Annotated in this window: 26 protein-coding genes; 17 read left to right on the forward strand and 9 right to left on the reverse strand. The window is 68.9% G+C overall.

Annotation, left to right across the window (positions count from 1 at the left end):
- The first annotated feature begins 98 nt into the window (after positions 1–98).
- The 7 genes from exaC (at position 99) to AWC30_RS05170 (ending at position 7,514) form a co-directional block, all read left to right on the forward strand.
- Positions 99–1,622 (forward strand): acetaldehyde dehydrogenase ExaC, encoded by a 1,524-nt coding sequence (gene exaC, locus AWC30_RS05140; protein ID WP_085109121.1) that lies wholly within the window; start codon positions 99–101, stop codon positions 1,620–1,622.
- Entirely contained in the window at positions 1,622–2,062 is a 441-nt protein-coding gene (locus AWC30_RS05145) for a DUF779 domain-containing protein (RefSeq protein ID WP_085109122.1), read from the forward strand. The genes exaC and AWC30_RS05145 overlap by 1 nt, the downstream gene beginning before the upstream one ends.
- A 29-nt stretch (positions 2,063–2,091) precedes the next feature.
- Positions 2,092–2,370, forward strand: coding sequence for a putative holin (locus AWC30_RS05150; protein ID WP_085109174.1), 279 nt, complete (start codon positions 2,092–2,094; stop codon positions 2,368–2,370).
- Complete coding sequence (locus AWC30_RS05155) at positions 2,363–3,118, forward strand: hypothetical protein (RefSeq protein ID WP_085109123.1); 756 nt, start codon at positions 2,363–2,365, stop codon at positions 3,116–3,118. The genes AWC30_RS05150 and AWC30_RS05155 overlap by 8 nt, the downstream gene beginning before the upstream one ends.
- A 54-nt stretch (positions 3,119–3,172) precedes the next feature.
- Positions 3,173–4,570 (forward strand): dihydrolipoyl dehydrogenase, encoded by a 1,398-nt coding sequence (gene lpdA / locus AWC30_RS05160; protein WP_085109124.1) that lies wholly within the window; start codon positions 3,173–3,175, stop codon positions 4,568–4,570.
- Between the two features lie 160 nt (positions 4,571–4,730).
- Positions 4,731–5,861, forward strand: a complete 1,131-nt coding sequence (locus tag AWC30_RS05165) for a cupin domain-containing protein (protein WP_234807943.1) — start codon at positions 4,731–4,733, stop codon at positions 5,859–5,861.
- Positions 5,862–6,056: 195 nt separating this feature from the next.
- Entirely contained in the window at positions 6,057–7,514 is a 1,458-nt protein-coding gene (locus tag AWC30_RS05170; RefSeq protein ID WP_085109126.1) for a PPE family protein, read from the forward strand.
- Here the strand turns inward: AWC30_RS05170 and AWC30_RS05175 are convergent.
- Entirely contained in the window at positions 7,508–7,954 is a 447-nt protein-coding gene (locus AWC30_RS05175; RefSeq protein ID WP_085109127.1) for a DUF6636 domain-containing protein, read from the reverse strand. The two genes, AWC30_RS05170 and AWC30_RS05175, sit on opposite strands and share 7 nt — an antisense overlap.
- Positions 7,955–7,997: 43 nt before the next feature.
- Here AWC30_RS05175 and AWC30_RS05180 point away from each other — a divergent pair, with 43 nt between their 5' ends.
- A complete protein-coding gene (locus tag AWC30_RS05180; protein ID WP_085109128.1) occupies positions 7,998–9,371 on the forward strand; it encodes a TIGR01777 family oxidoreductase in 1,374 nt (457 codons plus the stop codon).
- On the opposite strand, the gene AWC30_RS05185 is transcribed toward AWC30_RS05180, so the two are convergent.
- Genes AWC30_RS05185 through ramB form a run of 4 tightly spaced genes read right to left on the reverse strand, consistent with a single transcriptional unit; the run spans position 9,343 to position 13,250 of the window.
- Positions 9,343–9,843: a TspO/MBR family protein gene (locus tag AWC30_RS05185; protein WP_085109129.1), complete on the reverse strand. Its 501-nt coding sequence runs from the start codon at positions 9,841–9,843 to the stop codon at positions 9,343–9,345. The two genes, AWC30_RS05180 and AWC30_RS05185, sit on opposite strands and share 29 nt — an antisense overlap.
- A gap of 55 nt (positions 9,844–9,898) precedes the next feature.
- Positions 9,899–11,230, reverse strand: a complete 1,332-nt coding sequence (locus tag AWC30_RS05190; RefSeq protein ID WP_085109130.1) for a cryptochrome/photolyase family protein — start codon at positions 11,228–11,230, stop codon at positions 9,899–9,901.
- Between the two features lie 16 nt (positions 11,231–11,246).
- On the reverse strand, positions 11,247–11,786 hold the full coding sequence (locus tag AWC30_RS05195) for a carboxymuconolactone decarboxylase family protein (RefSeq protein ID WP_085109131.1): 540 nt from the start codon (positions 11,784–11,786) through the stop codon (positions 11,247–11,249).
- Positions 11,787–11,837: 51 nt separating this feature from the next.
- Complete coding sequence (ramB, locus tag AWC30_RS05200) at positions 11,838–13,250, reverse strand: acetate metabolism transcriptional regulator RamB (RefSeq protein WP_085109132.1); 1,413 nt, start codon at positions 13,248–13,250, stop codon at positions 11,838–11,840.
- A gap of 110 nt (positions 13,251–13,360) precedes the next feature.
- On the opposite strand from ramB, the gene AWC30_RS05205 reads away from it, so the two are divergent.
- From AWC30_RS05205 to AWC30_RS05215, 3 genes are all read left to right on the forward strand, one after another.
- Positions 13,361–14,182, forward strand: coding sequence for an acyl-[acyl-carrier-protein] thioesterase (locus AWC30_RS05205; RefSeq protein WP_085109175.1), 822 nt, complete (start codon positions 13,361–13,363; stop codon positions 14,180–14,182).
- Positions 14,183–14,463: 281 nt separating this feature from the next.
- Positions 14,464–15,750: an isocitrate lyase gene (aceA, locus tag AWC30_RS05210; RefSeq protein WP_085109133.1), complete on the forward strand. Its 1,287-nt coding sequence runs from the start codon at positions 14,464–14,466 to the stop codon at positions 15,748–15,750.
- A 245-nt stretch (positions 15,751–15,995) separates the two neighbouring features.
- Entirely contained in the window at positions 15,996–16,850 is an 855-nt protein-coding gene (locus tag AWC30_RS05215) for a 3-hydroxybutyryl-CoA dehydrogenase (protein ID WP_085109134.1), read from the forward strand.
- Here AWC30_RS05215 and AWC30_RS05220 read toward each other — a convergent pair whose 3' ends face one another.
- Positions 16,851–17,573 (reverse strand): TetR/AcrR family transcriptional regulator, encoded by a 723-nt coding sequence (locus AWC30_RS05220; RefSeq protein WP_085109135.1) that lies wholly within the window; start codon positions 17,571–17,573, stop codon positions 16,851–16,853. It abuts the gene before it with no gap.
- Positions 17,574–17,598: 25 nt separating this feature from the next.
- On the opposite strand from AWC30_RS05220, the gene AWC30_RS05225 reads away from it, so the two are divergent.
- From AWC30_RS05225 to deoC, 6 genes are all read left to right on the forward strand, one after another.
- Positions 17,599–18,993, forward strand: coding sequence for a DUF445 domain-containing protein (locus AWC30_RS05225; protein WP_085109136.1), 1,395 nt, complete (start codon positions 17,599–17,601; stop codon positions 18,991–18,993).
- An 86-nt stretch (positions 18,994–19,079) separates the two neighbouring features.
- Positions 19,080–19,472, forward strand: coding sequence for a helix-turn-helix domain-containing protein (locus tag AWC30_RS05230; RefSeq protein WP_085109137.1), 393 nt, complete (start codon positions 19,080–19,082; stop codon positions 19,470–19,472).
- 54 nt (positions 19,473–19,526) lie between these two features.
- Positions 19,527–20,162 carry a heparin-binding hemagglutinin gene (locus AWC30_RS05235; protein ID WP_085109138.1) on the forward strand — a complete coding sequence of 212 codons (636 nt, stop codon included), beginning with the start codon at positions 19,527–19,529 and terminating at the stop codon, positions 20,160–20,162.
- Positions 20,163–20,238: 76 nt separating this feature from the next.
- Positions 20,239–20,523, forward strand: a complete 285-nt coding sequence (locus AWC30_RS05240; protein ID WP_109561932.1) for a DUF2516 family protein — start codon at positions 20,239–20,241, stop codon at positions 20,521–20,523.
- Between the two features lie 3 nt (positions 20,524–20,526).
- A complete protein-coding gene (locus AWC30_RS05245; RefSeq protein ID WP_085109139.1) occupies positions 20,527–20,925 on the forward strand; it encodes a DUF2599 domain-containing protein in 399 nt (132 codons plus the stop codon).
- Positions 20,925–21,593: a deoxyribose-phosphate aldolase gene (deoC, locus tag AWC30_RS05250; RefSeq protein ID WP_085109140.1), complete on the forward strand. Its 669-nt coding sequence runs from the start codon at positions 20,925–20,927 to the stop codon at positions 21,591–21,593. Before AWC30_RS05245 ends, deoC begins: the two co-directional genes overlap by 1 nt.
- A gap of 15 nt (positions 21,594–21,608) precedes the next feature.
- Here deoC and AWC30_RS05255 read toward each other — a convergent pair whose 3' ends face one another.
- The 3 genes from AWC30_RS05255 to AWC30_RS05265 all read right to left on the reverse strand — a co-directional run bounded on the left by AWC30_RS05255 (position 21,609) and on the right by AWC30_RS05265 (position 24,389).
- Entirely contained in the window at positions 21,609–22,727 is a 1,119-nt protein-coding gene (locus AWC30_RS05255) for an LmeA family phospholipid-binding protein (RefSeq protein WP_085109141.1), read from the reverse strand.
- Between the two features lie 90 nt (positions 22,728–22,817).
- Positions 22,818–23,630, reverse strand: coding sequence for a carbon-nitrogen hydrolase family protein (locus tag AWC30_RS05260; protein ID WP_085109142.1), 813 nt, complete (start codon positions 23,628–23,630; stop codon positions 22,818–22,820).
- A 252-nt stretch (positions 23,631–23,882) separates the two neighbouring features.
- Positions 23,883–24,389 (reverse strand): DUF2505 domain-containing protein, encoded by a 507-nt coding sequence (locus AWC30_RS05265; RefSeq protein WP_085109143.1) that lies wholly within the window; start codon positions 24,387–24,389, stop codon positions 23,883–23,885.
- Positions 24,390–24,401 lie beyond the last annotated feature (12 nt).

Raw genomic sequence — 24,401 nt, forward strand, 5'->3', positions numbered from 1 at the left:
CGCGGCGGTAGTGTGAGGTGCATAACACCGCGCGAGCGAGGCCACCCCCGGATCACGGTCGATGCCCTCGGCGCGCAGCGACGACGAGGAGTGGTGAGATGACCGTCTACGCGCGCCCCGGCAGCCCGGATGCGCTGATGAGCTACCAGTCCCGCTACGACAACTACATCGGCGGGCAGTGGGTGCCGCCGGCGGCGGGCCGCTACTTCGAGAACCCCACCCCGGTCACCGGGGAGGTGTTCTGCGAGGTCGCCCGCTCCGACGCCGCCGACATCGACAAGGCCCTCGACGCCGCGCACGCCGCGGCCACGGCGTGGGGCAAGACCGCCCCGGCCGAACGCGCGGTGATCCTGAACAAGATCGCCGACCGCATCGAGGAGAACCTGCCGGCGCTGGCCGTCGCCGAAGTCTGGGACAACGGCAAACCGATCCGCGAGGCGCTGGCCGCCGACCTGCCCGGCGCGGTCGACCACTTCCGCTACTTCGCCGGTGCCATCCGCGCTCAGGAGGGCACCCTCTCCCAGATCGACGAGGACACCGTCGCCTACCACTTCCACGAACCGCTCGGCGTGGTCGGTCAGATCATCCCGTGGAACTTCCCGCTGCTCATGGCGGTCTGGAAGCTCGCCCCGGCGCTGGCCGCGGGCAACGCCGTGGTGCTCAAACCCGCCGAGCAGACCCCGGCGTCGATCATGTACCTGATGAGCCTGATCGGCGACCTGATCCCGCCCGGCGTGGTCAACGTCGTCAACGGCTTCGGCGCCGAGGCCGGCAAACCACTGGCCTCCTCCAACCGGATCGCCAAGATCGCGTTCACCGGCGAGACCACCACCGGCCGGCTGATCATGCAGTACGCCAGCCAGAACATCATCCCCGTCACCCTCGAACTGGGCGGCAAGAGCCCGAACATCTACTTCTCCGACGTGCTCGCCGCCTCCGACGCCTTCCAGGACAAGGCGCTGGAGGGGTTCGCCGGGTTCGCGCTCAACCAGGGTGAGGTGTGTACCTGCCCGTCCCGGGCGCTGGTGCAGGAGGACATCTACGACGAGTTCCTCGAGCTGGCGGCGATCCGCACCAAGGCGATCCGGCAGGGTGACCCACTGGACCCGCACACCATGATCGGCAGCCAGGCCTCCAATGACCAGTTCGAGAAGGTGCTGTCCTACATCGAGATCGGCAAACAGGAGGGCGCCAAGCTGGTGACCGGCGGGGAGCGCGCCGACCTCGGCGGCGACCTGTCCGGCGGCTACTACATCCAGCCGACGATCTTCGCGGGGCAGAACTCGATGCGGGTCTTCCAGGAGGAGATCTTCGGCCCGGTCGTCACCGTCACCTCGTTCACCGACTACGACGACGCCATCGCGACCGCCAACGACACCCTCTACGGGCTGGCCGCCGGGGTGTGGAGTCGCGACATCAACACCGCCTACCGGGCCGGCCGCGACATCAAGGCCGGCCGGGTCTGGACCAACTGCTACCACGTCTATCCGGCGCACGCCGCGTTCGGCGGCTACAAGCAGTCCGGCATCGGCCGGGAGAACCACAAGATGATGCTCGACCACTACCAGCAGACCAAGAACCTGCTGGTCTCCTACAGTGACAAGGCGCAGGGCCTGTTCTGATGACCGCGCGGGTGGTGATCACCGAGACCGCCGCGGACCTGCTGACGCGGTTGCAGGACCAGCACGGGCCGGTGATGTTCCACCAGTCCGGCGGCTGCTGCGACGGATCGGCACCGATGTGCTACCCCGACGGGGAGTTCCTGATCGGTGACCGCGACGTCCTGCTGGGCACCCTCGACGTCGGCGGCCAGACCGGCGAGCACGGTGTCCCGGTATGGATCTCCGGGCCGCAGTTCGTGGCCTGGGCGCACACCCAGCTCATCATCGACGCGGTACCCGGCCGCGGAGCCGGTTTCAGCCTGGAAGCCCCCGAGGGACAACGGTTCCTGACCCGCGGCCGGACCTTCACCGACGAGGAGACCGCCGAGCTCGCTGCCCAGCCGATCGTTACCGGCGCCGACCGGGACAACGGGGGGCGCGCCGCGTCGGTGCCGCGCTAGCGGCGCACATGCGCAGTAAAGTCGACGGTGTGATTCCCCTGCCACGCCCCTGGGTCCTGGCCAGCGCCATGCTGCTCGGTGTCGCCGTGGGCATCGTCGTCGGCATCGGCGTCACCAAGCTCGTCCACACCCCGGTGCGTCCCGACGTGGTGATCGCGCTGGTGGTCGGGGTGCCCAGCGCGGCCGGTGTGCTGATGGTCGCGACGTCGGGACGCCGGTGGATGACGGCGCTGGGTGCGTTCGTGTTGGCGGTGGCGCCCGGCTGGTTCGGCGCCCTCGCGGCGCTCGAGGTGGTGCAGGGTGGCTGACAAACCCGATCGGGAAGCCGACCGCACAGTCGATCCCGAATCGCTGCCGCAGACCGAGCCGACCGCGGCGCCGATCTTCGACTCCGGACCGTTCCCCGAGCCGTTGGCGGCCGAAGCGGACGCCGAACTCGCCGAGAGCGTCGATTCCGGGCAGCTGAGCGCCCAACCCGAACCGGAGACCTGGGCCGACGCCGACTCGGGATCGTGGTCGCAGGGTGATGCCCGCGCCTGGTCGCAGGCCGAGGCCGACTCCGACGGGGTGGCCGACCTCGAAGCCGACCTCGCCGACGAATTCGAGCCCGAGGGCCCCGACGATGCCCTCGTCGCGCCGGCGACCCCCGACACCGACGCCGACGCCGACACCGGTGAGATCGCCGCGGTGCCGGCCCGGTCGGTGGTGGTGCCGGGCCAGTACAGCTACCTGAAATGGTGGAAGCTGGTGCTGGTGTTCGCCGCGGTGTGGTTGCCGGCGATGGCGATCGGGCTGGGGCTCTACTACTGGTGGGTCGATCTGATCGACAAGACGCCGGCGGTCTTCGTCACGTTGGTCTATGTCGTCGCCTGCACCGTCGCCGGGCTGATCCTGGCGATGATGAGCAGCAAACCGTTGGTCGCGGCGACCGCTCTCGCGTTGACCAGCGCGATCGCCGCGTCGGTGATCGGTGCCGCGCCGTTGTACGGCCACTACTACTGCCAGGTGAGCGAGCAGCTCGGCGGACGCTGCCTGCTCGGGATCCTGCCGTATTGAGCCAACCCGCCAGCTGGGCTGCCGGGGGCCCCGGCGCACCGATAAGGTGAACGGGTGACTAGCCACTATGACGTCGTTGTCCTCGGAGCCGGTCCCGGCGGGTACGTCGCGGCGATCCGCGCCGCCCAGCTCGGGCTGAAAACCGCTGTCGTCGAGCAGAAGTACTGGGGCGGAGTCTGTCTGAACGTCGGCTGTATCCCCTCCAAGGCGCTGCTGCGCAACGCCGAGTTGGCGCAGGTGTTCACCAAGGACGCCGAGCTGTTCGGCATCAACGGTGAGGTCACCTTCGACTACGGCGTGGCCTTCGACCGCAGCCGCAAGGTCGCCGACGGCCGGGTATCCGGCGTGCACTACCTGATGAAGAAGAACAAGATCACCGAGTACCAGGGCCGCGGTAGCTTCACCGACCCGCGCACGCTCAGCGTGGAGCTCAACGACGGCGGCACCGAGGAGCTGACGTTCGACAACGCGATCATCGCGACCGGCTCCAGCACCCGACTCGTGCCGGGAACCTCGCTGTCGGAGAACGTCGTCACCTACGAGAAGCTCATCCTCACCCGTGACCTGCCCGACTCCATCGTCATCGCCGGCGCCGGCGCGATCGGCATGGAGTTCGGCTACATCCTGGCCAGCTACGGCGTCGACGTCACCATGGTCGAATTCCTGCCGCGCGCCCTGCCCAACGAGGACGCCGACGTCTCCAAGGAGATCGAGAAGCAGTTCAAGAAGCTCGGTGTCACCATCCGCACCGCCACCAAAGTCGAAGACATCAGCGACGACGGCGACCGGGTCACCGTCACGGTCAGCAAGGACGGCAAAACCGAGACGCTCACCGCCGACAAGGTCCTGCAGGCCATCGGCTTCGCCCCCAACGTCGAGGGCTACGGCCTCGAGGAGGCCGGCGTGGAGTTGACCGAGCGCGGCGGCATCGGCGTCAACGAGTACATGCGCACCAGCGTCGACCACATCTACGCGATCGGTGACGTGACCGGGTTGCTGCAGTTGGCGCATGTCGCCGAAGCCCAGGGCGTGGTGGCCGCCGAGACCATCGGCGGCGCCGAGACGATGACCTTGGGCGACTACCGGATGATGCCGCGCGCCACCTTCTGCCAGCCGCAGGTCGCCAGCTTCGGTCTCACCGAGGAGCAGGCCCGCGAGGAGGGCTACGACATCAAGGTCGCGAAGTTCCCGTTCACCGCCAACGCGAAGGCGCACGGCGCGGGCGACCCGAGTGGGTTCGTCAAGCTCATCGCCGACACCCGCTACGGCGAACTGCTCGGCGGGCACCTCATCGGCCACGACGTGTCCGAACTGCTTCCCGAGCTCACGCTCGCCCAGAAGTGGGACCTGACCGCCAACGAACTGGCCCGCAACGTGCACACTCACCCGACCATGTCCGAGGCGCTGCAAGAGTGCTTCCACGGCCTGGTCGGTCACATGATCAACATGTGACCGCGGGTCGCGACGTCGGCACCCGGGGCCGAAACCGCTGGCGGGCAAGGGCACCCAGAATTCCGGAGTAGGCTGCATTCCCGGCCGGGCGTCCGGCCCTCACGCCCCGGGAGGCGCCACGGTCGATTCCGTTCTGGCTCAGCTGCTGCACCCGCTGACGGTGCAGGGCTTCTTCGACCACATCTGGGGCGTGCGGCACCATCACATCAGTCGCGACCAACCGGGCTGGTTCGATTCCGTGGTGGCCGCACCGGCCGGGCTGGAGGAGCTGCTGGAGCGGGTGGCCGCGGACCCGGCAACCCTGCGCCTGGTACGGGGTGACGACAGCCGGGAGCCGGAGCACTACCGGCGGGGCGACGGGAGCCTCGACCGGCCGCTCGTGCGGGCCGATTTCGACCGCGGCTACACCGTCGTGGTGAACAAGCTGGAACGCTACGCGCGCGGGATCGCCACTTTTGCGCACGCGTTGGAAGTCGAACTGAACTTCCCGGTCCAGGTCAACGCCTACCTGACACCGCCGGCGGCCACCGGGTTCGTCCCGCACTACGACCCGCACGACGTCCTGGTGCTGCAGCTGCACGGCTCGAAACTCTGGCATCTCTACGGTGAACACCCGGTGCCCCCGCATGTCATGCAGCGCCACGAACAACTCGTGGGGGCGGCGCTGCCCGCCCCGACCGACGTTCGCCTTCGGCCCGGGGATGTGCTGTATCTGCCGCGGGGGCGTCCGCACGCCGCCGAATCCGACACCGAGACCTCGATGCATCTGACCGTCGGCGTGCACGCGCCCACCGTGCTCACGGTGCTGACCCATGTCCTGCACGCGCTGAGCATCCGCGACGATCGTCTGCACGAGCGTCTTCCACCCCGCTACCTCGACGACGTCGACCTGCGTCGGCAGGTGGCTGCGCTGCTGGCGACGACGGTGCCCGCTGTTGTGGAACCGGACGCGGTGGCCGACGGGGTGGCCGCACTGGCGAACATTCTGGCCCGTCGCGCTCCTTCGCCACCGGTGCCGACGGTGCCGAGCGCGGTCGATCTCGACGCCGACACCGAGGTGCGCAAGCATCACCCGCTGTACGCGCGGGTGGTCGCGCTGCCGAACGGCGTCGCTCTGCAGTTCGCGCAGATGCTGCTCAGCCGCGGCCCCGATCATGGCGAGGCACTACGGTTCGTGGTCGACCGGCGAACGCCGTTCCGGGTCGGCGAGTTGCCGGGGTTGCGGTGCGGACAGCAGATCGAACTGACCCGGGCGCTACTGCTGACCGGGTTCCTCACCGTCAACAGATAACCGTATATGCAGGATATAAATAGTTAAAAAACAGCATATGCGGATATTGCGTCCCTAGGCTGGGGTCACACGGGTTGACGACGATCACCCGACCATCCGGGAGCGCGGAGGACCCGCCATGACCTCACTCACCGACACGGTGGTGCGCCCGGCGAAGAGGGGACACCGCGCCGGTCGGGCTCGGACCCCACGCCGATGACCGCGCCGCTGTGGATCGCCTCGCCACCGGAAGTGCATTCCGCGGCACTGAGCAGCGGCCCGGGCAGCCCAACCCTGCTGAGTGCGGCGCTTGCGTGGCGTGCGCTGGGCGCCGAATACGTCGCTGTCGCCGACGAACTCAGCGCCACCCTGGCGGCCGTACAGACCGGTGGTTGGCAGGGGCCGACAGCGGAATCCTATGTCGCGGCGCATCTGCCGTATCTGGCGTGGCTGGGCCAGGCCGCCGCAGCGGCCGGCGCCACCGCGACCGGTCATGAGACCGCCGCGGCCGCGTATGTGGCCGCGCTGGCCGCAATGCCCACCCTCGCCGAGTTGGCCGCCAACCACGCGGTGCACGCAGTGCTGGTGGCGACGAACTTCTTCGGCATCAACCTCATACCGATCGCGGTCAACGAAGCCGACTACCTGCGGATGTGGGTCCAGGCGGCGGCGACGATGACCGCCTATCACGCCGCGTCGTCGACCGCGGTCGCGGCGAGTCCACAGGTGAGCCCGGCGCCGCGGATCGTGAAGGCCGCTACCCCCGGCAAGAGCCAAGACGACGACGGCGGCCCGACCAAGCTGAGTTGGTGGGAGACCCGCATCGGGGACGTCGCCCAAGCCATCGGCACCGATCTCAGCGGGTTTCCCACCGACCCGGCAGGAGCGATCACCCATCTGCTCACCGACCCGGTGCTGATCACCGAAGTCCCGCACTGGGCAGGCGAAGTCGCGCTCACCTTCGCGCCGCAGATCACCGATCTGACCGAGGCGATGTTCGCGTTGGTCCCACCCATCGGGATCCTGCCGGGCTTCAGCGGCGTTGCGGGCCTGGCGGGTCTGGCCCAACTCGCCGATGTGCAGGCGCCGGCGTCCGCACCCGTCACACCGGCCCCGGTGCCCGCGGGCGCACCGGAGGTCCCGGTGACCCAGCCGGTCGCCGCCGCGGCGCCGCCGCCGGGTGCTGCACCGTTACCGGCGTCGGCACCGGGGACGCCGGTGACCGCGCCGGGGTTCGCCGGTGCGGCGCCGCCGCCCGGCGCCCCACCGGGCGGATTCCTGCCCTACCTCGTGGGCGCGACTCCCGACCCCGAGCCCGGTGTGCGCATGCGGGCCCGCGCCCGGGAGCAGGCGCCGGTCCCGGCCGGTGTGGCCGAGGCCGCCGAGCGGTCGGCTACCGGTTCCCGACGACCAACCCGGCAGCGCCGGCCGGGGGTGATCGACCGCGGCTACCGCTTCGAATACCTTGCCGCACCCGATGAACCCGATCCACCGGTTCCCGACACTGCGGCGTGGGCCTCCGATCACGGAGCGGGTCGGTTCGGATTCGCCGGCACCCTCGGCGACACGGCCTCGATCACGGCGAGCGGGTTGGCCCACCTCGACGGCTCGGCCGGACTGCCGATGATGCCGGGCACCTGGCCCGGAGGAGAACCGACCGAACCGGATCAGTAGAACTCGTAAGAGTCCCGCGCCAGCCGGAAGCCGTTGCCGGTGGTCGCGTCGGTGCAGGTGATGCCGTCGGCCCGGCTGCGGCAGTCGAACCCCTCGGCATTGATCTCGCGGCCGTACTCCAGCACCACGGCGTCGGCGCTGATCACCGAATCGGAGATGCAGTGGAACTCGGCGGGTTCGCCTCGTTTGAGGGTCACGCTCTTCGCCCACGGACCCATTGCGCAGTCGGTGGGGCGCGGTGGTGGAGCGAAGGTGCGTTCTTTGAGGTCGCAGCGCACATGGGGTGCGATGTCGTGGCCGGATTCCCAGATGGCGCAGTTGATATTGCCCGACGGGCTGGTGAAATCCGTGCTGTAGGGCCCGGCTTGGGCCGGCACCGCGCTCAACACGCCGAGGGTGACGCCACAGACGCCCGCGGCCACCACCCGCGCGGTTCGCATGCCGGAAGCCTAACCCGGCGCGCCGCACTCTAGGGTCGCCGATATGAGCCTGACCTATTCCAGCGTGTTCGATGCGCCGCGCGACGACGTGTTCGCCTGGCACGCCCGGCCGGGGGCGATCCACCGGCTCTCGCCGCCCTGGCAGTCGATGCGGGTGCGCGCCGAGGCGCTCTCACTCGCCGACGGACGGGCCGAACTGCGCCTTCCCGGCGGGCTGCGCTGGGTCGCCCAGCACCAACCGGACCAGTACGACCCGCCCCGCCGGTTCGTCGACACCATCGACCGCGGCGGGCCGGCGTCGCTGCCCGCGTGGGCGCTGGTGCGCTGGCGGCACCACCACGAGTTCGAGGATCTCGGCGACGGTCGTACCCGGCTTACCGACCGAATCGACACCGTCGTACCGGGTTTCGCGCTGCGGCCGATGTTCCGCTACCGGCACCACCAACTGGCGGCCGATCTGGCCGCCCATGCCCGTGCCGCCGCAGCCGGGCTGGGCCCGCTCACGATCGCGGTGACCGGCGCCTCCGGGCTGGTCGGCTCGGCGCTGGTCCCGTTCCTGACCACCGGCGGACACACCGTGATCCGGCTGGTTCGTCGACCGGCCGTCAACCGCGATGAGCGGCAATGGAATCCGTCTGACCCGCATCCGGATCTGCTGTCCGGGGTCGACGCGGTGATCCATCTGGCAGGCGAATCGGTCGCCGGTCGGTTCACCGAGGCGCACCGCCGCGAGCTACAGGATTCGCGGCTGGTCCCGACCCGGCGGCTGGCCGAGTTGGTCGCCGCCAGCGCTGCCCCGGTGACGATGGTGTCGGCTTCGGGGATCGGCTACTACGGCGCGCACCGCGGCGACGAGGTGCTCACCGAGGACAGCGAGCGCGGCGACGATTTCCTGGCGCAGCTGGCGGTGGACTGGGAGGCCGCCACCGCCCCGGCCGACGCGGCCGGCCAGCGGGTCGTGCAGCTGCGGATCGGGATCGTGCAGTCCCCACGCGGTGGAACGATGGGCCTGCAGTTGCCGCTGTTCCGGGCGGGACTCGGCGGCCGGCTCGGTGACGGACAGCAGTGGCTGTCCTGGATCGGCATCGACGACCTCATCGACATCATCCACCGCGGCCTGTGGGACACCGCGTTGCGTGGACCGGTCAACGCTGTCGCCCCGAACCCGGTGCGCAACTCCGAGTACACCCGCACCCTGGGCCGGGTCTTGCGCCGACCGACCGTGTTGCCGGTGCCCGCCCAGGGACCGCGCCTGCTGCTGGGCAAGCAGGGGGCCGCCGAGATGGCGCAGGCCAGCCAGCGGGTGGCGCCGGCGCGGCTGCACGCCGGCGGTCACGTGTTCCGCCACGATCATCTCGAACCGGTGCTGCGACACCTGCTGGGCCGGGTCAAGAACGCCGGGAGCGACCGCGGTTGAGCCACCAGATGTGGGTGGACAGTGCGGTGGCGAACCCACACCAGGCGGGATACGGAGCCAGCAGTGCCCCGCGCCTCCCGCCGGCTTCGATCGCTCGTCGTGTCAGATCGGCACCGCTGGCGGTCAAGGCGAGCGCGGTCATCGCGGCCGTACCCAACCGGCGCCGACCGAAGAACAGCCAGGACCAGCCCGCGTTGAACACGAGGTTGAGGATCAAGGCCACGCGATAACGCTGCGCGGCTGCGGTTTCACCCTGCTCGTGCAGTTCATCGATGCAGTACGCCGACACGGCCGCGATGTCGGCGTACAGCGCCGGCCAGACCACCGGAAACGCCGCCGACGGAGGCTGGTAGCCCGGCTTGCGCAACCGGCGGTACCACGCTGAGCGGACCGCCGGGGTGGTCACCGCGCTCCCGGCAGCCGCAGTGGCGCCGACGGCCGCGGTGGCGGTCAACAACGTCGATATGCGCATAGGACCCAGCCTGACACAGCCGGCGCACCCCGGTGGGGGTGATGTCAGCAGCCGGTCACCGCAATTCACGGTAGCGACGCAACGCTTCGGTCCGTTCGCGTCGGTGGTCGACAAGGGGAGCGGGATAGCCGGCAGGGCGTGCTCCGCGGCGCAGATGGGGGTCAGCGGCTGAGGCCAGTTCAGGAACCCAACGTCGGATATAGACACCGTCCGGGTCGAACTTTTCGCCCTGGACCGCGGGATTGAACACGCGGAAGTAAGGGGCGGCATCGGTGCCGGTTCCGGCGCACCACTGCCAGCCGTGTTGGTTGCTGGCGACATCGCCGTCGATGAGCTGGTTGAGGAACCAACGCGCCCCCCATTGCCAGGGCAGGTGCAGATCTTTGACCAGAAACGACGCGGTGATCATCCGAACCCGGTTGTGCATGAACCCGGTGGCGGCCAATTGACGCATCCCGGCGTCGACGATTGGAAAACCGGTCCGACCCGCTCGCCAGTCAGCGAACCGCTGCTGCGCCGGGGCGTCGGTGTCGATCGCGATTGCGTCGAAATTCTCGTTCCAGTTGTTCCAGGCGCTCCGCGGCCAGTGATAGAGCACCGCCGCGTAAAAGTCGCGAAACGCCAGCTCCCGCAGAAAAGCGCCGGGGCCGGGCTCTGATGCTGAGAGGTCGGGGGCCAGGGTACGCGGATGCAGGGTGCCGAATTTGAGATGTGCTGACATCCGGCTGGTCGCGTCGCGATCGGGGCGGTCTCGGTCGGTCCGGTACTCCGCCAATCCATCGGTGACGAATTCTGCCCATTGCGCCGCCGGTGATTCCGCGGAAATTCCCAGCCTCACGCCGAGGTCCGGAATGGTCGTCGGGGGTGCTGTGGAGCTGACGGTGGCGGGGTCGATGAATTTCGTCGATGACCGCTCGGATCGGGCGGGTGAAGGCCAGCCCGCGTCCCGCCACCGGCGTAGGAACGGGGTGAATACTCGATACGGTGTGCCGTCGTCCTTGCGGACCCGGCCAGGGGGAACCAGATACGGCGAATCGGTCGCCACCAACGGTGTCGGACTGAGGGCTGCTGCGGCCCGTCGATCGCGCCGCCGACCGAACGGCGAGAAGTCTTCCGTCACGTGCACGGAGGTAGCGCCCAACGTCTGACACAGGGCCGGCAGTACGGTCTCCGGCAGCCCGCGCGTGACCAACAGTCGTCCGTCGAGTCGTCGATTCAGGGCGCGCAGGGCGTCACCAAGGAATTGCAACCGGCGGGCGCCCGTGCTCGCTTCCAACCGGGGATCGAGCACGAAGCACGCCAGTACGGGCCCGTCGGCGGCCGCGGCCAACAGCGCGGGATGGTCGGCGATCCGCAGGTCCCGGCGGAACCACAGTACGGACGTCACGGCTATGTCCGTGCGGCTACTCGGGGTAGTCCAGCGGGACCCGCAGCGCACTCAAAGTCGCCGCCAACGCGTCGTATTGCCCGGCCAGGGTGACGAATTCGATGAGGCGGGGCCGATCGAGCTGCTGTGCCAACCGGTCCCAGGTCGCATCGGACAGCGTGCGGGTGTGCACCAGTTCGTCGGTGGCAGCCACCAGAATCCGCTGTCGCTCGGTCAGCCCGTCGGCGTCCGGGCCGGTGAAGATCGCCGCCTGCACCGCATCATCGAGTCCGACGCTGCGCGCGATCCGGCGGTGGTGCTGCAGCTCGTATTCGGACTCGCGCAGGTGCGCCACCCGCAGGATCACCAGCTCGGTATCGGTTTTGGGCAGCTTGCCGCGCAACAGAACGCCGGCGAACGGCAGCCACGCCTTCAGCAGCCGTTTGTGTTGGCCCAGGGTGGCGAACAGATGCATGTTCTCCACCCGGAGCCGCTTCGACGCCACCGTGCAGAACACCCAGTTGATCACTCCGAGGTCGCGCAGCGACGGTGCGGGCAGGCGAGGCGGATTGCTCATGGTCTCCCTCGTCGGGGGTCGGATCTGTGCGCACCCTACACCGGGCACGGCTCAGCGGGGCTGTTTGACCAGGTAGGGCGAGACGGTGCTGCGGTGCTCGTTGAGGTCGAGATCGCGGCCCAGCGCCGGGAACGCCCGTTGCGGGCAGTTGTCACGTTCGCAGACCCGACAGCCGGCACCGATCGGGGTGGCGTTCTCCCCGCCCAGATCCAGGCCGTCGGAGTACACCAGTCGATGGGCCTGCCGTAACTCGCAGCCCAGGCCGATCGCGAACATCTTGCCCGGCTGGCCGTATCGGGCGGCCCGCCGCTCGACGGTGCGGGCCACCCACAGGTAGTTGCGGCCGTCGGGCATCTGGGCGATCTGGACCAGGATCTTGCCCGGTTCGGAGAACGTCTCGTAGACATTCCACAGCGGACACGTCCCGCCGCTGGAGGAAAAGTGAAAGCCGGTGGCGGACTGGCGTTTCGACATGTTCCCGGCCCGGTCCACCCGCACGAAGGAGAACGGCACGCCGCGCATCGACGGCCGCTGCAGCGTGGAAAGCCGGTGCGCGACCGTCTCGTAGGAGACCCGGTAGAACGCCGAGAGTCGTTCGATGTCATACCGGTAGTTCTCGGCACTGTCGTGAAACTGCCGGTAGGGCAACACCAGTGCCGCCGCGAAGTAGTTGGCCAAGCCGAGCCGGGCCAGTGTCCGGGAGTCCTTGGAGGTGTAGTTGCCCTCGTCGACCAGGTCGTTGATCATGGCGTCGAACTCCAGGTAAGCCAACTCGACCGCCATTTTGAACACCCGCTGCCCCCATGACAGATGGTTGCTGATGTCCAGGGTCTTGGTGCGCGGGTCATAGCGGTGCAGCACCGTCTCTCCGAGATCGATGCGCCGGTTGATGTGCACGCCATGCCGTTCGCTGAGCCGTTGGGCCAGCTCCACGGCCAGCTCACCTTGGTGGCGGCGCATCTGGTAGGCGAGATCCTCCGCGGCGCTGTCCAGCTCGTGCAGGTAGTTCTGCCGTTGGTAGAAGAAGTCCCGTACCTCCTCGTGCGGCATCGTGATCGCACCGCTGCCATCGGAGTAGCGCTCCTCGGTGGCCGCCGCCAGTTGCGTGGTGGTGATCCGGTAGCGCCGGTGCAGGTTGACCATCGCGCGCGCCACCTCGGGATGGCCGTTGACGACGTCGACCACCTCGGCCATGTCGACGGTGGCGTCGACGTCGCGGTCCAACAGCACCTCGCGCAGTTCGGCGACCAGCCGGGTGTCGTCCTGCGGGGCGAAGAACGTGGCGTCGACGCCGAACACCTCGGTGATCCGCAGCAGCACCGCGACGGTCAGCGGACGCACGTCGTGCTCGATCTGGTTGAGATAGCTCGGCGAGATCTCGAGCATCTGGGCCAGCCCGGCCTGGCTGAAACCACGCTCCTTGCGCAGTTGGCGGACGCGGGAACCGACATAGGTTTTCGCCATCTGACCAGCTTACAAGCGCAGCGAACGTATCCTTTGCAGGATTTACACCGGGGTTTGTTGTTTACGGTAATAGGGCACAGATAGGCGTGGTGATGGACAGGACGGACGCGATGGCAGGCACGAAACCCGCAGCACCGACCGGGCTGGGCAAGCAGATGATGCCGGTGCCCGATCCGCACCCGGACGTCTTCGACCGGCAGTGGCCGCTGCGGATCGCCGACATCGACCGCGCCGGGCGGCTGCGCTTCGACGCCGCGGCCCGCCACATCCAAGACATCGGCTCCGACCAGTTGCGTGAGATGGGCTATGAGGAGACCCATCCGCTGTGGATCGTGCGGCGCACCGTGATCGACCTGATCCGGCCGATCGAGTTCCAGGACATGTTGCGGGTGCGACGGTGGTGTTCGGGCACCTCGAACCGGTGGTGCCAGATGCGGGTGCGCATCGACGGGCGCAAGGGCGGGCTGATGGAGTCCGAGGCGTTCTGGATCCACATCAACCGCGAGACCCAGGGGCCGGCGCGGATCTCCGACGACTTCCTGGCCGGGCTGGCCCGCACCACCAGCGAGGACCGGCTGCGCTGGAAGGCCTACCTGAGCGCGGGCAGTCGCGACAACGCCACCGAGATCCACGAGTATCCGGTCCGGGTTACCGACATCGACCTGTTCGACCACGTCAACAACTCGGTCTACTGGGGCGTGGTGGAGGACTACCTGGCCGGCCATCCCGAACTTCTGGAAGCGCCGCTGCGGGTCGCCCTCGAACACGATGCGCCGGTCGCGCTCGGCGACAAACTGGAGATCCTCACCCACGTGCACCCGGCGGGTTCCACGGACCAATTCGGTCCGCACCTGGTCGACCGCACTGTTACAACGCTCACATACGCCGTCGGCGACGAGGTCAAGGCGATCGCGGCGCTGGCCCCGCGCTGAGGGCCCCGAAAACCACGCTGACCTGCGCAGCGCGATTACCGGCTGGTAGCTAATTGCGTGTAGAACGCGTTCCTGTTCTTCGCAGACTTAGCTAAGTTTGACGCGACGGTAGCTGAAATTAACAGGAAAATCGTTTGACCTGCGGTTACTCCCGTGTCAAGGTCGGGTTAGCAAGCAAGTGAAGTCATTGCGGGATTAACACCTCGGCCGGGAGGGCAAACGCCAAGCGGCCGCCCGGCGGACACCGATCCCACCGTGGCCTCTGATAACAAGGAGCACCGATGTCGACTGTTGGCACCCCCAAGAGCCCCGAGCAGATCCAGCACGACTGGGACCACAACCCGCGCTGGAAGGGCGTCACCCGCACCTACTCGGCCGAGGACGTCGTCGCGCTGCAGGGCCACGTCGTCGAGGAGCACACCCTGGCCCGTCGCGGCGCCGAGGTGCTCTGGGAGCAGCTGCATGACCTGGACTACATCAACGCCCTGGGCGCACTGACCGGCAACATGGCCGTCCAGCAGGTCCGGGCCGGCCTGAAGGCCATCTACCTGTCCGGCTGGCAGGTCGCCGGTGACGCCAACCTGTCCGGTCACACCTACCCCGACCAGAGCCTCTACCCGGCCAACTCGGTGCCGCAGGTGGTGCGCCGGATCAACAACGCGCTGCTGCGCGCCGACGAGATCGCCAAGGTCGAGGGCGACACCTCGGTGGAGAACTGGCTGGCCCCGATCGTCGCCGACGGTGAGGCCGGCTTCGGTGGCGCGCTCAACGTCTACGAGCTGCAGAAGGCGATGATCGCCGCCGGCGTCGCGGGCTCGCACTGGGAGGACCAGCTGGCCTCGGAGAAGAAGTGCGGCCACCTGGGCGGCAAGGTGCTCATCCCCACCCAGCAGCACATCCGCACCCTGACCTCGGCGCGCCTGGCCGCCGACGTCGCCGATGTGCCGACCGTGGTGATCGCCCGCACCGACGCGGAGGCGGCCACCCTGATCACCTCCGACGTCGACGAGCGCGACCAGCCCTTCATCACCGGTGAGCGCACCGCCGAGGGCTTCTACCAGGTGAAGAACGGCATCGAGCCGTGCATCGCGCGCGCCAAGGCCTACGCGCCCTACGCCGACCTGATCTGGATGGAGACCGGAACGCCGGACCTCGAGCTGGCCAAGCGGTTCGCCGAGGCGGTCAAGGCCGAGTACCCCGACCAGATGCTGGCCTACAACTGCTCGCCGTCGTTCAACTGGAAGCAGCACCTCGACGACGCCACCATCGCCAAGTTCCAGAACGAGCTCGGCGCGATGGGCTTCAAGTTCCAGTTCATCACCCTGGCCGGCTTCCACGCGCTGAACTACTCGATGTTCGACCTGGCGCACGGCTACGCCCGCAACCAGATGAGCGCCTACGTGGAGCTGCAGGAGCGCGAGTTCGCCGCCGAGGAGCGCGGCTACACCGCCACCAAGCACCAGCGTGAGGTCGGCGCCGGCTACTTCGACCGGATCGCCACCACCGTGGACCCGAACTCCTCGACCACCGCGCTGGCCGGCTCCACCGAGGAGGGGCAGTTCCACTGAGCCGACCGGCGTGAGCCGGGAGGCGAGGTGGAACCGAGTGTGGGGTCACTGAGCCGACCGGCGTGAGCCGGGCGCGCCGAACGTGTCGCCACTGCGAAATTTCGGCAGATTTCTCGCAGTACACGCACGCTCGGCGACCGGGCGGCGCATCGGCCGCAGGCAACCGCCGAAAAGTTGACAGCACGGGCCCTGCCCAGCGATGTTGGGCAGGGCTTGTTGCTGCCGGGAACCAGTTAAGGAGAACCGTGTCGATCGAACGAGTAGGCGTCATCGGAGCCGGGCAGATGGGGGCCGGCATCGCCGAGGTGTCGGCGCGCGCCGGCGTGGCGGTGACGGTCTTCGAAACCTCCGACGCGCTGGTCAACGCCGGGCGCAACCGCATCACCAAATCGCTGGAACGCGGGGTCAGTTCGGGCAAGATCACCGAACGCGAACGCGACCAGGTGCTCTCCCAGCTCACGTTCACCTGCGATCTGACCGACATGGCCGACCGTCAGTTGGTCATCGAGGCGGTGATTGAAGACGAGACGATCAAGGCCGGGATCTTCGCCGACCTGGACCGGATCATCACCGACCCGAGTGCGGTGCTGGCGTCGAACACCTCCTCGATCCCGATCATGCGGATCGCCGCGGCCACCGAGAACCCGCAGCGGGTCCTGGGCCTGCACTTCTTCAACCCGGTTCCGGTGCTCCCGCTGGTCGAGTTGGTCAGCACGCTGGTCACCGACGAGAGCGCCATCGAACGCACCGAGCAGTTCGCCGGGGATGTACTCGGCAAGCAGGTCGTGCGCTGCTCGGACCGGTCCGGCTTCGTGGTCAACGCGCTGCTGGTGCCCTACCTGCTCTCGGCGATCCGGATGGTGGAGGACGGCTTCGCCACCGTGGCGGACGTCGACAAGGCGGTGGTGGCCGGGCTGTCCCACCCGATGGGGCCGCTGCGACTTTCCGACCTGGTCGGGTTGGACACGCTGAAACTCATCGCGGACAAGCTCTTCGACGAGTTCAAACAGCCGCACCTCGCGCCGCCGCCACTGCTGCTGCGCATGGTCGAGGCCGGCCAGCTCGGCAAGAAGTCCGGCCGCGGCTTCTACGACTACTGATTACTGGGCGGCGTCCAGCGACGGCACGATCGGGGACGGGTGCGGCATGGAACTGAACTTCTCCAGTGAGCCGCCCACCTCGACGATGCCGACCAGCGCGTTCCACGACAGCATGTGCAGGTAGTCGATCAGCTCGTCGGAGCTCATCCGCCGGTGCGACATCCACGAGTGCGTCGCCAGCTGCACGCCGCCGACGATCATGTAGGACCAGGTCTCGACGCCGTGGGTGTCCATCCCGGCCTCTTGCATCCGCCGACGCAACATCACCGTCAACATCCCGGCGATGATGCGCTCGCTGTCGGCGATCACCTTGCTCTTGCTGGCCGAACTGTTGGCCATCACGAACGGGTAGATCTCCGGTTCGGCGGCCACCGTGTCGACGTACACCCGGATGATCTCGCGGGTCAGGGCGAAGCCGTCGAGCTGCGCTGACAGCGCCGCCGCCATGTTGGGAATCAGGGTGGTCTGGGCGAACCGCATCATCACCGCGGTGGTGAGGTCGTTCTTGTCCACGAAGTAGCGGTAGAGCACGGTTTTGGAGACGCCGATGTCGGTGGCGATCTCGTCCATGCTCACGTCGCGCCCACGTCGGCGGATAGCGTCCAGCGTGCCGTCGACCAGTTCGGTGCGGCGTTCAACCTTGTGCTGGTGCCAGCGGCGTTTGCGGCCGTCGGCTTTCACGTTCCTCGTCGGGATGTCGGAGTCCACCTTCGCGGTTCCCATTCACTCGATGCCCTCGATACTACGGATGGCACCGAACGGCCGGCGTCTCCGGGATGCGGCGCGGCGGCGACGGAACGTGGATGATGGTGCGGTGGCGCTCCGAACCGACCCGGCCCCGCCCCAGCCCGGACTGGGGACTTCGTTCGCGGAATCGTTTGCCGGAGCCGATCCGGCCGCCGACGCCGACCGGCTCCGATCCCTGCGGGTGATGAAGGTGGTGGCGCTGAGTTTCCTGCTCGGCGCCACCGTGGTGTTCCTGCTGTGCCGGTGGGCGCAGTCCGACGGTACGGCGGCGACCTGGGTGGGTTACGTCGGCGCGGCCGCCGAGGCGGGGATGGTCGGCGCGCTGGCCGACTGGTTTGCGGTCACGGCGCTGTTCAAACGGCCGCTGGGTCTGCCGATCCCGCACACCGCGATCATCAAGCGCAAGAAGGATCAGCTCGGCGAGGGGCTGGGCACCTTCGTGCGGGAGAATTTCCTGGCCCCCGATGTGGTGGCGACCAAGCTGCGCGACGCCCAGGTCGCCAGCCGGGTCGGTAAATGGCTGGCCGACCCCGGCCATGCCGAACGGGTCGCCGCCGAGACCGCCACCGTGCTGCGGGTCCTGGTCGAACTGCTGCGCGACGAGGACGTGCAGACCGTGATCGACCGGATGATCGTGCGCCGCATCGCCGAACCGCAGTGGGGCCCGCCGGCGGGTCGAATGCTGAGCAGCCTGCTCGCCGAGAACCGGCAGGAGGCGCTGATCCAGCTGCTCTGCGACCGCGCCTTCCAATGGTCGCTCAACGCCGGGGACACCATCGAGAAGGTGGTCACCCGCGACTCACCGGGCTGGACGCCCCGGTTCGTCGACCAGATGGTCGGCGATCGGATCCACCGCGAGCTGATGGACTTCACCGACAAGGTGCGCCGCGACCCGAACCATGAGCTGCGCCGGTCGGCCACCCGGTTCCTGTTCGACTTCGCCGAGGACCTGCAGCACGACCCGACCACGATCGAACGTGCCGACAACGTCAAGGACCAGCTGATGGCGCGCGAAGAGGTCACCACCGCCGCCGAGACCGCGTGGAAGACCCTCAAGCGGTTGGTGCTCGAGGGCGTCGACGACCCGGCCAGCACGCTGCGCAGCCGGGTGGCCGAGACCGCCGTCCGCATCGGTGAATCGCTGCGCGACGACGCGGAGCTGCGCGACAAGGTCGACAGCTGGCTGGTGCGGGCCGCCCAGCACCTGGTCGCCCAATACGGGGTGGAGATCACCGCGATCATCACCGAGACGATCGAGCGCTGGGACGCCGCGGAGGCCAGCCGGCGCATCGAATTGCACGTCGGCCGCGACCTGCAGTTCATCCGGATCAACGGCACCGTGGTGGGCTCACTCGCCGGCCTGGTGATCTACACGATCGCACATCTAGCGTTCTGACCTGCGCTAACAGGTGCTTGCAAAAGCTAGCACCTGTGCGTATGCTGGGGCTGTCAGTAACGACGACCCAACGCAGGGGAGGGCGGATGTCTCAAGACGAGAAACTCGCCGCCACTGTGGTCTCCGCCGCATCGGACATCGGCAGCTTCATCCGGTCGCAGCGGGAAGCCGCCCAGGTCTCGATGCGGCAACTGGCGGACAAGGCCGGGGTCAGCAACCCCTACCTCTCACAGATCGAGCGCGGGTTGCGCAAGCCGTCCGCGGATGTGCTCAGCCAGATCGCCAAGGCGTTGCGCCTGTCGGCTGAAGTGCTTTACGTTCGGGCCGGGATCCTCGAGCCCAGTGAGGGCAGCGAGGTCCGGGACGCCATCATCACCGACCCGGCGATCACCGAACGGCAAAAACAGGTTCTGCTGGACATCTACTCGTCGTTCGTGCAGCAGAACGCTCCGGAGGGTGAGGAGTCGCCATCGGACTGACTCCGCACGCTCAGGAATGACCCCAGAAACCAACGACCGAAAGGAACCATCACCATGGCCGAGAACCCCAACATCGAAGAACTGAAGGCCCCGCTGCTCGCCGCGCTCGGCGCCGCCGACCTGGCCCTGGCCACCGTCAACGACCTGGTCGCCAACATGCGCGAGCGTGCCGACGAGGCCCGCAGCAACACCACCACCCGGGTCGAGGAGAGCCGGGCCCGGCTGAACAAGCTTCAGGACGAGCTGCCCGAGCAGTTCGAGGAGCTGCGCGAGAAGTTCACCGCCGAGGAGCTGCGCAAGGCCGCCGAAGGCTACGTCGAGGCCGCGACCAACCGCTACAACGACCTGGTCGCCCGCGGGGAGGCCGCGCTGGAGCGGCTGCGCCACCAGCCGGCGTTCGAGGACGCGGCGGACCGCGCCGAGGGCTACGTCGACCAGGCCGTCGAGCTGACCCAGGAGGCGCTGGGCAACGTGGCCACCCAGACCCGCGCGGTCGGTGAGCGTGCCGCCAAGCTGGTCGGTGTGGAGCTGCCCAAGAAGGTCGACGAGGCGACCGAGAAGGCCGCCAAGTCCGCCGAGAAGGCCGAGAAGAAGGTGACGGGCAAGAAGGCCCCGGCCGCCAAGAAGGCGCCGGCCGCCAAGAAGGCTCCGGCCAAGAAGGCTCCGGCCAAGAAGGTCACCCAGAAGTAACCGGTATCACCCGACGCCCCCCGCCGCCCAGCCGCGACGGGGGGCGTCGGCGTCGGGGCACCTTTAGACTGGCGGGGTGACATTCCCCTACGCAGCCAACCTGGTGTTGCTGGCGGTGCAGGCCGCCGTCGCGTTGGCCACGCTCTACGCGTTGGTGCATGCGGCGCTGCAACGGCCCGACGCCTACGCCGCCACCGAGAAGCTGACCAAGCCGGTGTGGCTGGTGATCCTGGCCGTCGGTCTGTTGCTGGCCGTGCTGCCCAACTTCATCCTCGGGCCGGTCATCGCGGCGTGTGCGGCGGGGGTGTACCTCGTCGACGTGCGGCCGCGACTGCTCGACGTGCAGGGCAAATCCCGCTGACCGATGCGCGTCATCCTCGCCGCGCTGACGGCAGCGCCGATTCTGCTGACCGGCGTCCCCGCGCACGCCGAGGCCGGGCCCGCCCTGATCGACCACGTCGAATGGACCGACTGGCAGGGCCTGGCCAGCCTGCGGGTGTATCCGCTGCCCGCGGGCCGGGCGGCGGCGGCCCGGCTCGGCGCCACCGGCGACGGTGAACGCGCCTGGAGCGAGGTGTTGGCCCAGGCGCCCGACGCGGGCAGCCCGGGCATGCGCGAACAGTTCCTGTGCCATTGGCAGTACGCCGAGTTGGCGCAGCCCGGCAAGACCAGCTGGAACCTGGAGCCGTGGCGGCCGGTGGTCGACGAGGCCACGATGCTCGACGCCGGCTGCAACCCCGGCGCGGAGGAGGAACCGTTCTGATGGCCCGCAGTCGCGAACAGGTCGCCGCGGTCGTCGACCACACCCTGCTCAAACCCGAGACCACCCCCACCCAGGTCGCCGATCTGGTCGCCGAGGCCACCGAATTGGGCGTGTACGCGGTCTGCGTCTCACCGTCGATGGTGCCCGCGGCGGTCAACACCGCCGGGCTGCCGGTCGCCACCGTCGCCGGATTCCCGTCCGGCAAACACCACAGCGAGATCAAAGCCGCCGAGGCGGCCCGGGCCGTGGAGGCCGGCGCCGACGAGGTCGACATGGTGCTCGACGTGGGCGCGGTGCTCTGCGGGGACCTCGCCGCCGTCGCCGCCGACATCGGCATGGTCCGCACCGCCGTCCCCGGCGCGGTGCTGAAGGTGATCGTGGAGTCCGCGGTGCTGCTCGGCATCGGCGGGGAGGAGGCGCTGATCGGTGCCTGCCGCGCCGCCGAGAACGCCGGCGCGGACTTCGTGAAGACCTCCACCGGCTTCCACCCGACCGGTGGGGCGTCGGTGCGCGCGGTGGAGGTGATGGCCGCGACCGTCGGCGGACGTCTCGGCGTGAAGGCCAGCGGCGGCATCCGCACCGCGGCGGACGCGGCGGCCCTGCTCGACGCGGGCGCCACCCGGTTGGGGCTCTCCGGCACCCGCGCCATCCTCGACGGTTTCAGCTGAAACCGGCCCGCCGGATCAGATGTCGGCGAAGCAGGGGTTGTTCGTGCTGGTCGGGATCGCGGCGTTGTGGGTGGACAGCCGGGCCACCACGCCGTTGTCGGTCACCTCGACGCTGTCGGCCTTGATGCCCAGCGGGTAGTCCTTGGTCAGGTCCTTGGTGAACCCGTCGAGCATCGACTGGATGCTCTCGCGGGGCAGCGTGAGCCCGAGCCCGTCGAACTTCACCACCTCGAGCCCGAAACCGCCGTTGGTCACCGTCGGCTTCGCGACGATCGTGCTGAAGGTGCCCTTCAACTCCACGGTGCCGTCGTTGGGGTTGGTCTTGACGCTCTTGACCGCGAGCCCACCGAGGATCGGGATCTCCGATTCCACGGTCTCCTTGATCCCGGTCGTGGTCCAGGTGATCGCGGCCTCGAGCGTGCCGATCGTGCCCTTGGCGTCGGCGGTCGGAGTGAGGTCGACGTCGCTGATCTGGATGTCGACGGTCATGTCTTTGGCGTGCCGCACCCGGGCGCCATCGCTGTGGATGACGATGTTGGTGTAGCGCCCGGTGAAGTGCTGCCACAACACCGGCGGTGTGACCCCGAACGACACCTGCACGCCGTCTTGGATCTCACACTGTGCGGCGGTGCTGACCTTGCTGTTGGCGACGTGGCGGGCGTACAGCTCCGCGCCGATCACGCCCGCCGCGACCAACGCGATCACGGTGACGACGATCAGCAGGATCGAGACGGGATCGGTCAGTAGACCGCGCAGCTTCGCGCCCAGTCCCTTGCCGTTGGCCGGCGGTGGCCCGGCCGGCGGCTGGCCGCCATCCGGATCGGTGGCCGGTTCGGGCTGCGGACCGGGCGTGCGCGGCGGGGTGATCTGGCGGGTCGGTGTCTCCCCGCCGCGGCCGGTGACGTTCATCTGGCGGGTCGCCGACTGCGACGGCGGCTCGACGGGCCGGGCCGGCGGAACCGGCTGCTGCGGCGGCTGGTGCGGTGGCTGCGGCGGAGCGCTGTGTGGCGGTGTGCCGCGCGGCGGGACGTTCTGCGGGGGCACATTGTGCTGGGGCGGCCCGTGCGGCGGGACGTTCTGCGGCGGGCGGCTCCACGGCGAATCACCGGGTGGCGGTCCAGGCGGTGTGGTCACCCGGGTGATTCTGCCTTATCGCGGTGAACAATGTCGGAGCGGATTTTGCTGCGGCCGACCGGCCGACCGGCCGACGCGGAAGCGCGGAGATCAGGTCGCGAAGATGTCGGGGTCGAAGTTCTGCGCCCGGTTGCTGAGCACACCCAGGGTGCGGCGTGCCTGCTCGACGGTGGCGATGTCGATGTCGGTGACCAGCAACTGTGGGTCGCTGCCCGCCTCGGCCAGCACCGCACCGAACGGCGAGGCGATCAGGCTGCCGCCCGTCCCGGTCGGCGCGGCGGTGGGCGGCGACACCTCACCGGGATCGGCCTGCCCGGCCGCCGCGACGAAACAGCCGGAGTCCAGTGCCCGCGCGCGGGTCAGCAGACGCCACTGGTCGAGTTTGCCGGGCCCGGCGCCCCAGGACGCGCTGAGCGTGATCACCTGCGCGCCGCGGTCGGCGAGCGCGGCGTACAGCGCCGGGAAGCGCACGTCGTAGCAGGTGCTCAACCCGACTGTCACCCCGTCGACCTCGATCGACACCGGGCGGTCACCGCGGGCGACCGTGCGCGACTCGGTGAACCCGAACGCGTCGAACAGGTGGATCTTGTCGTAGTGGGTGTCGAGGTCCGGCCCGACCGCCAACAGCGTGTTGGCCACCCGTTGCTCGGCGGCGGGAGTGAACATCCCGGCGATCACGGTCACCCCGGTGCGGGCCGCGATGTCGCGCACCCCGTCGGCCCACCGGCCGGTGACCGGTTCGGCGACCGGGCCCAGCGGCACCCCGAACCGGCACATCGTCGCCTCCGGGAACACCACCAGCGTCGCGCCGGCCTCGGCGGCCCGCCCGGTGTAGTCGGCCACCACCGCCAGGTTCGCCGCCGGGTCGGTACCGCTGAGTATCTGCGCCACCGCGATCCGCATACCGCCAGCCTATCGACGCGGGCCGTCCGGCACTCGAATGAAGCGATGCGGCACCCGAGTGAAGCGTTACGGCGATCGAGTGAAGTCTCATGGCGGGATCCGGCCGAGATTTCCGCCGTGGAACTTCACTCGCGGGGATGCCGTGGAACTTCACTCGCGGGGATGCCGTGGAACTTCACTCGCGGGGAGAGGCCGTCGACCACTCGCGGGGGATTGGGCGACGCGGGAGATTGCGCGGCCCGCCGCGCCGTCTCAGCGGTGCTCGGCGAGCCAGGACGCGGTGAAACGCTGCTCGGCGGCGAGCAGGTCGCCCAACGCGCCGGCGATGAACGACTCGAGCTTGCCGCCCACCAACGGCACGTTGACCCGCACCGTCGCTGACACACTCAGCTGAGATCCACTCGGCAGAGGCGCCAGCCGCGCGGTGCTCGACAGCGACGCCGGAGCCCCCTTGACCTCGGCGTCAACCTCGCCGCGCGACACCCCGGCCTGTACCGGCCGCCAGATCTCGCGGCGCACCACGTCGAGGTCGCCGCGATGAAACTGCGCTGCCAGGGCCGGTAACCGCCAGCGCGCCAGGCTCTGGGTGGCGCTGACGTCCACGGTGCCGTCATCGGCGACGGTCAACGCGTCCAGGGTGGCGACGTCGGCGCCGGACTCGGCCAGCCGGGCCAGCCAGTACTGCCGGTCACCGAACGCGGCGAAAACCTCCTCGACGTCGACCGGGTAGTCGGCCGACAAGTCGAATGATCGCGGCATAGCTGGTCAGGC

It is taken from the genome of Mycolicibacillus trivialis, from assembly GCF_002102395.1.
GTDB lineage: Bacteria > Actinomycetota > Actinomycetes > Mycobacteriales > Mycobacteriaceae > Mycobacterium > Mycobacterium triviale.

Excerpts from the sequence above, each read along its gene's own strand:
- AWC30_RS05180 (WP_085109128.1), top strand. The coding sequence starts at position 7,998 with ATGAGCCTGACCTATTCCAGCGTGTTCGATGCGCCGCGCGACGACGTG.
- AWC30_RS05245 (WP_085109139.1), top strand. The coding sequence starts at position 20,527 with ATGCGCGTCATCCTCGCCGCGCTGACGGCAGCGCCGATTCTGCTGACC.
- AWC30_RS05260 (WP_085109142.1), bottom strand. The coding sequence starts at position 23,630 with ATGCGGATCGCGGTGGCGCAGATACTCAGCGGTACCGACCCGGCGGCG.
- aceA (WP_085109133.1), top strand. The coding sequence starts at position 14,464 with ATGTCGACTGTTGGCACCCCCAAGAGCCCCGAGCAGATCCAGCACGAC.
- ramB (WP_085109132.1), bottom strand. The coding sequence starts at position 13,250 with ATGGCGAAAACCTATGTCGGTTCCCGCGTCCGCCAACTGCGCAAGGAG.
- deoC (WP_085109140.1), top strand. The coding sequence starts at position 20,925 with ATGGCCCGCAGTCGCGAACAGGTCGCCGCGGTCGTCGACCACACCCTG.
- AWC30_RS05145 (WP_085109122.1), top strand. The coding sequence starts at position 1,622 with ATGACCGCGCGGGTGGTGATCACCGAGACCGCCGCGGACCTGCTGACG.
- AWC30_RS05225 (WP_085109136.1), top strand. The coding sequence starts at position 17,599 with ATGGCACCGAACGGCCGGCGTCTCCGGGATGCGGCGCGGCGGCGACGG.
- exaC (WP_085109121.1), top strand. The coding sequence starts at position 99 with ATGACCGTCTACGCGCGCCCCGGCAGCCCGGATGCGCTGATGAGCTAC.
- AWC30_RS05195 (WP_085109131.1), bottom strand. The coding sequence starts at position 11,786 with ATGAGCAATCCGCCTCGCCTGCCCGCACCGTCGCTGCGCGACCTCGGA.
- AWC30_RS05170 (WP_085109126.1), top strand. The coding sequence starts at position 6,057 with ATGACCGCGCCGCTGTGGATCGCCTCGCCACCGGAAGTGCATTCCGCG.
- AWC30_RS05235 (WP_085109138.1), top strand. The coding sequence starts at position 19,527 with ATGGCCGAGAACCCCAACATCGAAGAACTGAAGGCCCCGCTGCTCGCC.
- AWC30_RS05175 (WP_085109127.1), bottom strand. The coding sequence starts at position 7,954 with ATGCGAACCGCGCGGGTGGTGGCCGCGGGCGTCTGTGGCGTCACCCTC.
- AWC30_RS05220 (WP_085109135.1), bottom strand. The coding sequence starts at position 17,573 with ATGGGAACCGCGAAGGTGGACTCCGACATCCCGACGAGGAACGTGAAA.
- AWC30_RS05265 (WP_085109143.1), bottom strand. The coding sequence starts at position 24,389 with ATGCCGCGATCATTCGACTTGTCGGCCGACTACCCGGTCGACGTCGAG.
- AWC30_RS05205 (WP_085109175.1), top strand. The coding sequence starts at position 13,361 with ATGGCAGGCACGAAACCCGCAGCACCGACCGGGCTGGGCAAGCAGATG.
- AWC30_RS05185 (WP_085109129.1), bottom strand. The coding sequence starts at position 9,843 with ATGCGCATATCGACGTTGTTGACCGCCACCGCGGCCGTCGGCGCCACT.
- AWC30_RS05230 (WP_085109137.1), top strand. The coding sequence starts at position 19,080 with ATGTCTCAAGACGAGAAACTCGCCGCCACTGTGGTCTCCGCCGCATCG.